The sequence below is a fragment of the Saccharopolyspora terrae genome, assembly GCF_004348435.1.
Classification (GTDB): Bacteria; Actinomycetota; Actinomycetes; order Mycobacteriales; family Pseudonocardiaceae; genus Saccharopolyspora; species Saccharopolyspora endophytica.
In genome coordinates this window covers 1-13077 of record NZ_SMKS01000102.1, presented here as the reverse complement: position 1 = coordinate 13077, position 13077 = coordinate 1, and the positions used below count along the sequence as shown (strand labels likewise).

The 13077-nt window shown below is 70.4% G+C and carries 3 protein-coding genes and 1 pseudogene; all 4 read right to left on the bottom strand.

The window, feature by feature from the left end; genetic code table 11:
• On the bottom strand, nucleotides 1-10123 hold a 10123-nt coding region (locus E1181_RS29775), incomplete at its 3' end, for a WXG100-like domain-containing protein (protein WP_268952517.1).
• An 80-nt stretch (nucleotides 10124-10203) separates the two neighbouring features.
• Nucleotides 10204-10536, bottom strand: a complete 333-nt coding sequence (locus tag E1181_RS29770; protein WP_132679741.1) for a hypothetical protein — start codon at nucleotides 10534-10536, stop codon at nucleotides 10204-10206.
• Nucleotides 10526-10963: a YbaB/EbfC family nucleoid-associated protein gene (locus tag E1181_RS29765; protein ID WP_132679740.1), complete on the bottom strand. Its 438-nt coding sequence runs from the start codon at nucleotides 10961-10963 to the stop codon at nucleotides 10526-10528. The genes E1181_RS29770 and E1181_RS29765 overlap by 11 nt, the downstream gene beginning before the upstream one ends.
• 122 nt (nucleotides 10964-11085) lie before the next feature.
• A pseudogene (locus E1181_RS32670) lies at nucleotides 11086-13077 on the bottom strand (hypothetical protein); the annotation flags it as partial.

Genomic DNA, 13077 nt, shown 5'->3' with positions numbered 1-13077 from the left:
GGATCGGTTCGCCACCGTCGGGCACGACGAACTGGTGCGCGGCGGTCGCGCTCGGCGTCACCGACACGTAGCCGGAGTTGCGCGCGGCATCACCACCGTGCACGTGCGAAACCAGGTTGTAATCCCGGCCCCACGAGGTCATCCCATCCCGGAAGACCTCCTCCGGCGGACGCGTATCACCCCGGTACATCCAGCGCGGGCGCGGCGGGTTCGCCCGCAGCTGCGGGTTGTCGAGGGTGACGGGCCCGGTCGGGGACGAGGTCGTCGGGTATGACGAGGCCGTGGTGTAGGTCGGGTACGCGGACGACGAGGTGGTCGCGTAGGACGGGTCGTGCGAACGCGGCGCGTGCGCGGACCGGGAGGGCCGCGACGAGCCCGCGTACGGGTCGTGGTGGCTGCCGTGATGCCTGCGGGGCCGGTCGCTCGGCGGGACCGCCGGTGAGACGTCGGCCGGGTTCGTCTCGCGCTGGGACGACGTCGTCGTGCCCGACGAGGACGGGACCACACCATCGGTCACCAAGGACCCGGGCAGGTGTGGCGAAGCCACGTCCATGATCTGCTGCATGTGCCGATCCAGGACCCGGTAGTCGACACCCTCCTGCCGGGTGTCCATCAGGTCGCCCGGCACCGGGCTGTCCGAGGTGTTCAGCAACTGACGCGGATGCGGATACGCGTCCCGAACACCGAAGAAGTGCATCACCTCGTGCGTGAACTCCGACGGACTCGCACCCGCCGCCCACCGATGCTGATCCATCGGGTTCTTCACATCATCCGGACGACCCGGGACCACGTCGATGACGGCGTCCGCGTCGGCCGGGTCGTCGACGAACACCACGTTGGCGTGGGCCTCGACGTCCGGGCCGGGCAGCAGGTGAGCCTGCTGGTTGACCAGCTGCTCGATGCCCGCGGCGGTGTTGGCGCGCACCGCCGCCAGATCCGCCGGGCTCACGCCCTCAGCCGGACGCAGGTGCAGCTTCGTCTCCAGGTTCCAGCGACCCGGCTCGGGGGTGAGGCTGTAGCGGACCTCCTGCCGGATGCCGCTCGCCGGACCGCGCTGGATCGTCCTGCGGTCGCCGTTGCCGTCCACCACGAAGGCGTTGTCCAGCGGCTTCCACCGCTCAGCCTCCACCTCGAATCGCGGCAACGGCTCGTCGACGTCGGCGGGTTGGTCGGCCACCGGTTGCTGGACCGGTGCGGGCTGCGGGGCCGCGGCCGGGAGCCGGTCGCGGATGGACTCGGCGATCTGGGCGCTGGAGGGGTCGGCGAAGAACTCCGCGGCGCGCTGCGACCCGAAGTCCTCGATGCCGGAGGCGTAGGCCACCGCGGCGAGGATCTCGCGGCCGGTGCTCTGCTTCGTCACACCGAGGTCGCGGACGTCGATCTCGACGCTGCGCCCGGTCTCCTGGGTGTTGGTCGTGGACTGCGCGGTTCCGGTGCGTTCGAGGTTCGCCGGGACGTAGTGCGCGTCGGCCTTCGCCGTCCCGCTGCCGGGGTTGGAGTGCGCGACGCCGTCGTGGTCGGTGAGCTGGTAGGTGCCGCGCAGGTCCTGGGCGATCTGGTTCGACAGCGCGCCGCCGACGAGGTCCCCGCCGGTGCCGTGGTGCTGCTGGACGTTGCCGCCCGGGGCTGTCGGGAATCCGCCCATGTGGTTGGGCTGGCCGGTGTAGGGGTTGGTCTCGGGCCGGACGCCCAGCACCATCGTGTTGTCGTCCAGCCAGGGCAGCGCGAAGAACTTCTGCTTGCGCCACTGCCCGTCCTGGCCTCGTTCGATCAGGTTGCCGGACCGGTCGAAGCGCCGGCCATCGGTGTCGGTCCTGCTCTCGTCCGGGCGGATCCCGTTGTCCTGAGCGGTGTTCGGCGGGACTCCGGGGGCGATGTCGGAGGTCTCGCGCCGCAGGTCCTGGAGCTCGAACTCGTTCTCGGCGATCTGCCTGCCGAGCTGGTCGAGTCGCTGCACGTCCGGTTCGGTGACCTCGAGGGCCGCGCGGTGGATGATCTCGACCTGGCGCGGGTCGGGACGCGGTCCGCCGTCGAGGTGCGGTTCGACCATGGCCTGCGCGGCGTCGGCGAGCTGGTTGATCCGGTTGGTCACCCGGTCGTACTGCGAGGTCAGCTCGGCGATCTGGTCTTCGAGGGTGAGGATCTCCTGCTGCGCCTGCTCGGGGGTCCGGCTGCTCCCCGGCACGGCCACGTCCTGCGCGGTGGGTGCCGGTGCGGTTCCGGTCGTCGCGGGGGCGTTCCTCGGGTTGTCGAACGGGGTGTGCTCGCCTTCGCGGACGTCGAACTCCACCGGCGTTCCGGTGAACCCGTTGGTGCCCTCCATCCGGTGCTCGGACCAGGAGGGCGCGAAGTGCGGCTTGGAGCGGATCACCACGTCGTAGTGCGGGATCGCGGTGTAGCGGCGCCAGTCCTGCTGGCGGGTGCGGGAGGTGTGGCTCTCCTCCAGCGCGGCGGCCGCCGTCTCGGAACCCGCGACGCCCCGCGAGGCGGAGTTCTCGGCGTTGCTCCAGTTGGTGCCGTGGATGGCCATCACGCCCATGCCGGCGTCAGCGCTGCGGGTGTTGGAGTCGCTGGAGGACTGCCCGGTCTCCTGGCCGTGCTTCTCCTCGTGCTGCGCCTCGGTCCAGGAGTGCATGAACTGCGGATCGGTCAGCCGGGGCTTGACCTGCACCTCGTAGTCCACCGAGAGGAACCGGTCGTGCACCTTGAACGAGGTCGTGTAGCCGTCGTCGCTGAGCAGCCGCCGGTCGTTGCCGATGTTCGGCACGATCATGTCCGGCGAGAACAGCGTGTCGATCTTGCCCCGGTTCGGCGTTCCTGCGCCGAACCAGCGGTTCACCAGGTCCTTGTGCCCGCGGGCGTCGACGATGGCGTCCACCACGTGCTCGGTGAGCTGCGGATCCCTGGTGCCCTTGGCCAGCTGGAAGGACGGGGTCTGCTTGGCGGCGTCGGTGATGTCGCGGCCGGTCGAGGCGGTCGTGTGGTCGGTGGGCTGGTCGAGCAGGAACTCCGGCAGGCTCAGGTCGACCTTGCCCCGGGTCTCGGACACCTGCGGGGGCAGCGTCACCTCGCGCAGTTCGGGGTGGCGGTAGGCGCTGGACCCGACCGAGCCTTCGGTGAAGGTCGACAGCAGCAGCGGCGGGACGCGGAACCTGTGCACCGTGAAGTTGACCTTCACGGGTGCCCGAACGCCGACGTGGTCGTCGGTGTCCGAGCGGTCCTGGCGGAACGTGTCGATCTCGTTGGCCTGCTCCGTGCCGCTCTGGTTCGACAAGCCCACCACCGGCATGGGCGCCATCGCTCCGCCGTCGGCGGTCGTCGGGACGATGGGCCAGGCGGTCAGCGACACCGAGGTGGCCACGTCGCGCGATGAGTCCTGCCCCTGCCCGCGCACGCCTTGGGTTTCGGCGTAGCCGCCCGTCGCCACGTCGCCGCGGTCGATGATCTCCGCGCCCGGCTGCTGCTCGGCGGTCGCGGTGAACGTGTAGTAGTCCGAGCCGAACCACCGGGAGCGGAACATGGTGCGCTGCCAGCCGCCGTTGAGCATCTCGCGGACGTCGGCGGGGTTGTCGAGCGCGCGCAGCGCGTTGGTGGCGTCGAAGAGCGGTGCCGGACGGCCGGAATCCGGTGTCCAGCCGGGGAACAGCTCGGGCGCGGCGTGCCAGAGCGCGCGGATCGCGTCGTCCGACAAGCGGTCCTGGGTCCCCGGCTGCTGCGTCTGATCGGCCTGCGACTGGTCGGACTGGGTCTGGCCGTCCTGGGTCTGGTCGGCCTGATCGGTGTGCGTCTGATCGGTCCGGGTCGGGTTCGCCGGGTCCGGGGTGTCCCGGCTGAACCCGGAGACGACGACGGAGCGGTCCAGTCCCTTGCCGAGGTCGCGCAGCAGCGGCAGGTCCTCGGTGAGCCGACCGTCCGGGTGCGTGGTCACCGGGTTCTGCGGCTTGACGTAGAGCAGGCCGTCGGGAACGACGATCTCGACGTGGTCGCTCTGCGCCCCGGTCGGGTAGGGGCTGATCGCGTCCCAGCGGTGGTTCGGCTGCCCGAACAGCTGCTGCCAGGCGTCGGCGCGCACCGAGAGCACCAGGTCGCCGGTGTAGAGCTGCATCGGCGTCTTCACCTGCGAGGCGGACTTGGTGGAGCCGCCCAGCGAATCATCGGTCCCACGACCGGTCGACATGGACGCGCCCGCGCCGGCGTCGGCCATGGCGCCCCAGAAGTTGAGCCCGATCTCGCCCTCGGTGCCGCTGCTGGTGCCGTGGGAGATCGACACGCTCGTCTTGTTGGTGGTCTCCCACGTCGAGTTGCCGGGCACCGGGCCGAGCGGCCGCTCGTTGTGCACCCGCATCTCGAACGCGCCGCGCTGCATGCGGTCGAAGAGCACGCCGCCGTGCGCACCGCCGTCGCGCACCTGCGGCGCGTGGAACATGCCCGCGAGCCGGGTCTGCCACCACTGCGGGTCGACGTCGACGAGATGCTTCGGGTTGCTGTGCTTGGGGTCGGTGCTGCCGGTGTGCGCGATCCAGCGGCGGAACCGCTCGAACTTGCCTTCCTTGGCGCTGCGGACGGCGTCGCGCTGCATCTCGTGGAACGCGTCGTTGGCCTTGCCGTAGAGATCGACCACCGAGACCACGGCGGTGTTGTTCATGTCGACGCGGTTGCCGTCGTTGAGGTCGCGCGTGGCGGCGGGCGCGGGGTCGCCCGGGTGCCAGCCCGCGTCGGCGTCGAGCATGAAGCTGGCCACCCGGTAGTCCGCGTGCCCCGGGACCTCCGTCGTGGTGGGTGGAGTCTTGCGGCTGAACGGGTTTCGCGCGGAGGTGTCGGTGGCTTCGAGCTTCCAGGTGACGTCGCGGGTGACCCGGTCGGCCTTGCCCTCGTACTTGATGCGCTGCTCGGATTCGAGGCTGTCGCCGTGGCCGCTGGACTTGCCGCGGCCCCAGCTGCCGCCGAGTCCCGCGATGCCGCCGACGTAGCTGTTGGAGCCGTACCCGGAGGGCCGGATCGTGGTGCGGACCATGCCCGCCAGCAGCGCGCCGACGCCGAAGCTGGTCTTGAACCCGGTCTTCCATCCGCTGCCGTGCTTGCGCGTCGCGCTGAACCTGACGTCGTTGTCGAGCGTGCGCCGCCCCGTCACCTCGCCGAGGTCGGCGGTGAGCTCGAAGTGGAACTTCCGCCCGCCGGCCGTGACGTCGACCGTCACCGGCTTGCCGTCGCCGGTGAGGTCGTCGAACTTGGTCATCACCTTGTAGGGGCCGAAGCTGCTCAGGTCGCGGTTGACCTGGTTCCAGTCGACCGTGCTGGTGTCCACGCCGCGCGAGGTGAGCTGCTGCTGGATGTGCTGGCGGGCCTCGTCGCGCAGCTGACCGGTTCCGCCCACCCGGACCACGTTCTTGAACATGCCCTCGCCGTCGATGACGGTGCGAATGCGTTCGCTCTGCTCGGGCGTGGTGGTCGGCTGCGCGGCGGGGGTCGTGCCGTCCGGGTTGAGGGCGTCGTTGAGCAACCGCTCGAACTCGGGCACGTCCTCGTTGCGCACCCACACGTAGGTGGCGCCTTCGGTGGGCTGCACCTGGACCGGGTCGGACTCGGCCTTGCCTCCCGGCCGCGAGGTGATCTCCGCGGCCAGCGACAGATCGATCCGGTAGCGCTGGGCACCGTCGCTCTCCAGCGACTTGTCCTTGTTGGTGCCCGCTTCCCGGCCTGTCTGGGACTCCTTGCGGTTGGAGGTCAGCGAGAGGACGCCGATGGGGCCGATCTGCAGCGGGCTGCCGTGCCCGTCGATCTTCGCCTCGCCCGAGGTGAACAGGCCCCGGAGGCGGATGCCGCCGACGGCGCGCGACCCGATGCCGTTGGAGACGCTGGTGTCCTTGGTGTTGCGGAGGATCTCGCCGGTGCGGATCGGCTGCGGGTCGCCGATCTTCTCGAAACCGCGCACCTGCGGTTCGACCTTCACCTTGACCTCGGGGTGCTTCGACCAGTTCTTGCCCGGCATCCGCAGCCACTTGGGGTAGGTGGTGCGCTGGCTGATGTCGATGCCGTTGACCAGGCCCTCGGAGGTCTCCTCCACGAACTGCGCGGTGTCGACCTTGGTGGCCACGCCGTCGTGGAGAGTGGGGTCCTGGCGCACCCAGTCCGGCAGCGTGGACATGACGTTGCGGTGGAGCTCGCCGACGCCCGCGTAGCTGTCGAGGTTGGCGATCAGCTGCTGGAGGTCGGCGGGCACCGGCACGGGTGCGCGCGGAGCCGGGGTGTTCTGGGCGGTGCCGTTCTGGTTCTGCTGGTCGTTCTGGGTGCCCGGCACGGCGGGAACGGTGGTCGTCGGGTTCGTGTCGGCGGGAGCGGGTGCCGGCCGGGGCTTCTCGAGGACCGTCTCCGGGTAGGCCAAGCGGACCGTGGGGTCGAACCGGGAGCTGCCGCGGTTGCCGTCGGACTCCCACTGGACCTGGAAGTTCACGTCGAAGGCCTTGTGGTGGCCGCCGAGCTTCGCGGTGCGTTCCCTGGTGTTGCCGGTCTTGTCCGAGACGGTGTTGCTGCGGCTCTCGCCCCAGCCGAGGAACGGCATCACGCGCAGGTTCAGCGAGGTCGCCGCCACCTCGATCGCCGAGTCCACCCAGCCGACGACCGCGTTCTGCCGCAGCTTGCGGGAAACCCCGTGGCTGGTGATGGATCGGCTGGCGCCTTCGTGCTTGCTGCTCTGCGACGGGGTGTTGTGCACGGCGGTGTCGGTGGCGGCGACCGGAGCGACGGTGTCGGGGTCCATCCGCACGAACAGGCTCTGCACGCCGTCGCGGGTGGGCACCTGGAAGCTGCGTCCGCTGGAGAGGACCTGCAGCAGGCCGAGCTCGCCGCGGGTGTCCACCAGCTGCTGGAGCTGCTGCTGCAACCCGGCCCGCACCGGTGGGGCGACGTCGATCTTGGCGGCGACGTTGGCCGCCAGCGGCGCGTTCTGGTTCGGGGACCACACGCCGTCGCTGGGCAGCAGCCGGGAGTTGTTGGAGATGACGCCGTCGCGGGTGAGCTCCGGGGGACGCGGCGTCTCGTCGACGTGCGCGGTCATGTCGGCGGCGAAGGAGTCCGCGGCGCGCGCCGTCTCCGGCAGCACCGGTGCCGGGGTGACCTGCGACGGGTCGGTCAGCGACAGGTCCAGCTGCGGGTCCTGGTCCAACGCCGCGAAGAGGTCGTCGTTCGCGGTCGTGTCGGTGCCCTGCTGGCTCTGGTCCTGCTGCGCCGTGCTCTGGTCGTTGTTCGTGCTCTGGTCGTTGGTCGCGTCCTGAGGCGTGCTCTGGTCCTGAGTGGACTGCTGATCCTGACCGGTGTCCTGGCTCTGGGACTGCTGGTCGTTCGCAGTGCTCTCCGACGTCTCCTGGTTCTGCGCCGTCTCCTGGGTCTGGGAGGTCTCCTGGTTCTGCGCGGAGTCCTGGTTCTCCACCGTGTCCTGGGTCTGCGAGGTCTCGACCACGTTGCCGCTGGAGTCGACGGTGACCGCGGCATCGGAGGACTCGGTGGCGGGCGAACCGGGGATCTCCGGCACCGCGGTCTGCGAGGTGGCGGCCACGTCGGTGACCGAGGTGCTGCCCTGACCGGTGCCGGTCGTGCCACCGCGCGTGATCGACGGGTTCGAGCCCGACTGCGACTGGCCCTGCGACGGCGTCGAACTCGTCGGAGTGGTCGAGTTCGTCGCGGTGCTCGTCGGTGTCTGCGTCTGCCCGGTCTGGCCCGTGCCGGACAACCCGCCGACGGGCTGCTGGCCGCTGACGGCACCGCTGCCGGTCTGCTCGTTCCGCTGAACCTGGCCGTTCGCGTCCTGGACCTGGGTGTTCGGCTGAGTCTGACCGTCCGGCTGCGTTCGACCGTCGGTCTGGGTCTGCGAGTGGGTCGAGCTCTCGGGCGTGGTCGAGGCAGTGCTGTCGCCGGACTGCTCCTGCAGCCCGGTCTCGCTCACCTGGGGCTGAACCAGGTCGGTCTGCGACTGCGTCGAGTTCGGCCCGATCTGGCCGGTCTGGTCGACCTGCGCGGTGGAGTCCGCGCCGGTGCCGACCGGTGTCGTCGTCTGCGTCGCGGTGTCGTTCTGCGCGACTTCCTGCCGAGCGCTCTCCGGTGTGGTGATCGCGGTGGAGTCGGAGTCCGCCGTGGACTGCTGCGGAGCCGCCGGGTCCGAACCGCTCTGCTGCGGCGCGTTGCTCTGCGGAGCGGGTTGGGCCGGGTTGGCGCCCGACGAGCTCGGCTGCGAGGTCGATTCGGCGCCCTGCGCGGCGGGGTCGGGCGTGGACGCGTCCGGGTTGGTCTGGCCGGACTGCTGGGCACCGGAGTTCACCGGTGTCTGAGCGCCGTGGGAACCACCGACCTGCGCGGCAGGCGTGGAGTTCCCGTCGTCGACCGGACCGGACGTGCTCTGCGCATCACCCTGACCGGGGGCTGCGGATTCCGATGTAGACGACGGAAAGCTGCTGCCATCGGTGTTCGACTGCTGACCGGCAGGTGGGAGCCCGGGCGAAATGTCCGCGTCGGACGACGAGCTCGACGTCGGGAGGCCGGTCGAGCTCTCGGCGTTCGAGGAGCTCGACGGCGAGATCTCCGGGCTGGAGTTCGACGGAGACGAGCTCCCGAGCGAACCGTCGGTGCCACCGGCGCCGACGCTGACGGTCTCCGCCGACTCCGGCGCACCGCTGGTGTCCGACCCCGGCTGCGACGGGACCTGCGTCTGCGACTCGGTGATCGACTGGCCGTTCGGTCCCGGACCGGACTGGGCGCCCTGGCCGTCCGACTGGCCCGGGACCTGCGTCTGGGACTGCCCGAGCGACGACGGGTTCGTGCCAGCGCCGTCCGGCCCGCGGCCGCCCCCGCCCTGGTTCCCCTGGCCCTGGGAGCCATCGGACCCACCGGCAGCGACGCCGCCGTCGGAGGAGATGCTCTGGGCGTCGCTGTCGATGTCGGAGGTGTCCAGGTCACCGTCGCCGCCCAGCAGCGGCGAGGTGTCGGAGTTCGAGCCGTCGCCCTCCCGCTGCGCGGCGAGGAACGGGTTCTCGCCGCTGCCCGGGGTGAGGTTGCCGTAGATGCCGGCGCCGATGACGCTGCCCAGGTTCTCCGAGAGACCGGCGGACATGCCCGCGGTGAACGAGTACGGGTTGGCCTGGAAGCCCTTGCCCGTCATCGCGCTGTAGAGGCCCTCGGTGAAGAACTCGTGCAGGCCCTCCTCGACCGCGTCGGCCAGGCCGCGACCGAACTTCTCGGCCCACATCCCCTTCAGGCTCATGCCCGCGTAGTTGCCGGGCGTGGCGGCACCGAGGTCGCGGGCGATGTGGGTGTTCATGTGGTCGGAGACCTGGGTGGCGAACTTGGCCAGCGACGGCGCCTTCGGGAAGTCGTCGGCGAAGTTCTTGGCAGCGGCCTCCGCAGCAGCCTTGAGGATGTCGTTGTCGATCTGGTCGCCGACGCCCTTGACCAGGCCCTTGGCCAGCATGTTGCCCATCGCGCCGCCGAGCGCGGCGAAGGGCAGGGCCAGCGCTCCGCCGAGGGCACCGACGGCCGCGGCCTGCTTGGTGGAGTCCTCGTCCCAGTCGTCGCGGGTGCCCTTGGCCATCTGGATGCCCTGGGCGGCGGCGTCGATGGCGACCTGGAAGGCGATGCCGAAGACCTGCGCCTGGATGACGCGCATCAGCAGCCGGCCCCAGATGTTCTTCAGCAGGAAGCGGACGATGGCGTAGCGGCCGGCGAGCCAGGCCATGCTGGCGCCGAAGGTGGGGCCGGCCATCGCGATGGCCCAGGCGATCTCGGCGAGCAGCTCGATCAGCGACAGCAGGCTGACGAGCTTGACGTACTCGGTCTGCACCGAGAGCTGCTTGAGGAATCCGGCGATCTGCTCGTAACCGGTGGCCGCGGTCTCGATGTAGCCGTTGCTCTCGACGTACGGCGCCATGCGGTCGGCGAAGCGCATCGCCGCCTTGCCGTAGAACTCCGAGCGGATGAGCTTGATGGCCTGGGCGAGTTCTGGCGTGAGTTCGCTTCGCAGCCGTGCGGAGGTGTTGCGCCACGAATCCGACAGCTTCCGAAGTTGATCTTCATTGATCTGCGGCCACTTCTCACCGGTCAAGACCATGAAGAGGTTTCCGACCTCTTCCGGAACCATGATCGCCATAGTCAGCCCCCACGCCCTCGTTCGTGCGCGATCGAGCTCGGCGTGACTCGTCGATCACGCTGAGCGTGCGCTCACGCCTTCCTGCCGCCCTGGCTCACCTCGCTGTTCGCGGTCTCGTTCATGTCGTCGAAGGTCTTGCCGACGTCGACGACCTTCTCGCCGTCGGTGCCGATGGTGATGCCGAGCATGCGGAGGAATTCCAGCCCGTCCTTCTCACCGGGCTCGTACTTCGTCCGCAGGGTCTTGGCGATGTCGTCGTCACCCTCGATGGCGAAGGCGTTGCAGTCGTGGGCGAGGTCGGCGTAGATGGAGTTCGCGGTCTCGGCGATGCGGGTCAGGTCGACGCCGCCCTTCTTGAGCGCCTCGATGTCCGCTGCGACGAGGTCGCTGTCCTCACTTGCCACGATCGGCCCCCTCCCCCTCGTCGGCGGCGTCGGACATGCCGTCGGCCTCGCGCACCGCCTCGTCGAACATCTTGTCCAGGTCGAACTCGCCGTTGACCATCTCGGTCAGCGCCGAACCGAAACCCGCGGGTGCCATCGCGCTGTAGGTGGCGATGGACTTCTGGCTCGCCTCGTCCTGGGCCTGCCGAACCAGCTCGACGATCTTGTTGGCCAGTTCGGCGGGCGCCATCGTCCGGTAGCGGGTACCGGAGAACTTCAGGCCGGTGAGCCGTTGCCGGTGGTCCACCGTCGCGGATATCGAGCGGTCCTTGCTGGAGACCGTCGTGGTCTCCTTCTCGGCCCGCTCCTGCGCCTCGCGGATGCGCTCCTGCTGCTCCCGGAGGTCGGCCAGCGCGTTTTCCATCTGGTTGAACAGGGGAGATGACATCGCTGGTCACTCCCTCCTTCCCGGTACCTGCCTGACGAAGAGTTCTCAGAACGCGGCCGCAGCCGCCGATTCAGGTCTGGGACTCACCCACCGCTGAGCAAGTCCGCTTCTCCACTCGTTTCTCAGCCCTGCCCGGACGTCGTCGCCTGGGCCGTCTGCTCCTGCTCCGCGGGCGTGGGCTGCGTCTGCGGCTGGCGCGGCGGACGGACGGGCCCCGCGGCGACCTGCTCGTCGACGTCGAAGTCCGCTTCGTCGGGCAGCCCGATGACGCCCATGCCCGCGTCGGCGTTGGTGCCCCAGACGTCTTCGTCCTCGGACAGCCAGGTCTGCCGTTCGCGTTCGTTCTTGTCGCCCTGCTGGCCGCCCATTCCGCCCATCATCGGCGGCATGAACGGCATTCCGCCCATTCCCTGCTGGGTGGAGGGGCCGTTGAGCTGGCTCATGCCCGGCGGCAGCGCCGAGGACTGCGATCCGCCGAGGCCGGAGCCCGCACCGGACCCCATGCCGAAGCCGGTCGTGCCGCCACCTGCTCCGCCGCGCTGCTGCTCGGAACCGCTGCCCGAGCCGCCGAGACCGTCGGCCGAACCGTCCGGCGAGCCGAAGCCGTCGGAGACGCTGTCGAAGCCGTAGCCCTCGGCCGGGTCGGACACGCCGTCGAAGCCGCCGGAGCCGAGACCGCCTGCGCCGTCGCCGAATCCACCGGCTCCGCCGTTGGCGACGTCGCCGAGGCCCGCGCCCGCGCCGGACCCGAGGCCGCTGGGGTCGAAACCGCCCAAGCCGCCGTTGGCGGGGTCGCCCAGGCCGGTGCCGGCGTCGGACCCGAGGCCTCCGGGATCGAAACCGCCCTGGCCGCCGGGCAGATCGCCGAATCCTCCGGCACCACCGTTGGCCGGATCGCCCAAGCCCGGCCCCGCGCCCAAGCCACCATCAGCGCCACCAGGCAGATCACCGAAACCACCGGCACCACCGTTGGCCGGGTCGCCCTGTCCTTGGCCCGCTCCGAGACCGGAATCGGCGCCACCAGGCGAACCCGTGTCACCGAAACCACCGGCACCATCGTTGGCACCGGTACCGAAACCACCAGCACCACCATTGGCCGGATCACCCAAGCCCTGACCCCCACCCAAACCGGAATCCGCACCACCAGGCAGACCCATGTCACCAAAGCCACCGGCACCACCGTTGGCGAGATCACCCAGACCCGCACCAGCACCATCGTTGGCACCGGTACCGAAACCACCAGCACCACCATTGGCCGGATCACCCAAGCCCTGACCCCCACCCAAACCGGAATCCGCACCACCAGGCAGACCCGTGTCACCGAAACCACCGGCACCGCCGTTGGCCAGGTCACCGATGCCTTCGCCGGCGCCCGGGATCGGATTGCCGTTGGAGTCCAGGGGAACACCGGCCATGCCGCCGGGCCGGTCCTGGTCCTGCTGACCGGGGATGTCGCCGAACCCGCCGGCACCGCCGTTGGCCGGGTTGAAGGAGGTCTCGGTCAGGCCGCTGTCGACCAAGCCGGGCTGCTGGGTTCCGTCGCCGAGGCCACCGGCGCCACCGTTGGCGGGGTCGTTCTGACCGAAGTCGCCGAAACCGCCCGCGCCGCCGTTCGCCGGGTCGCCGTTGGGGTTGGTGCCGGGCTTGTTGCCCGCACCGCCGCCGGCGCCACCGGCCAGGCCGAGCCCGCCGGGACCGACCATCGGCGGGGCCGCACCGCCGTTCGCGCCGCTGTCGCCGGTTCCCAGACCGGAGTCGCCGCCGAGACCGTCGCCACCGCCGAGGCCACCGGCACCACCGTTGGCGAGGTCACCGCCGCCGAAGCCACCGAGGCCATCACCGGTGCCGAGGCCGCCGATGCCGCCGTTGGCCGGGTCGCCACCTCCGGGACCGTCGAGGCCATCACCACCACCGAGGCCACCGGCACCACCGTTGGCGAGATCGCCACCACCGGGGCCACCGAGGCCATCACCACCGCCGAGACCGCCCGCACCACCGTTGGCCGGATCACCGCCGCCGAGGCCGTCACCGCCACCGGGTGGCGGCACGTTGGTGTTGCCGTCGGGCGGGGGCACGTTGGTGTTCCCGTCGGGCGGCGGGACGTTGGTGTTGCC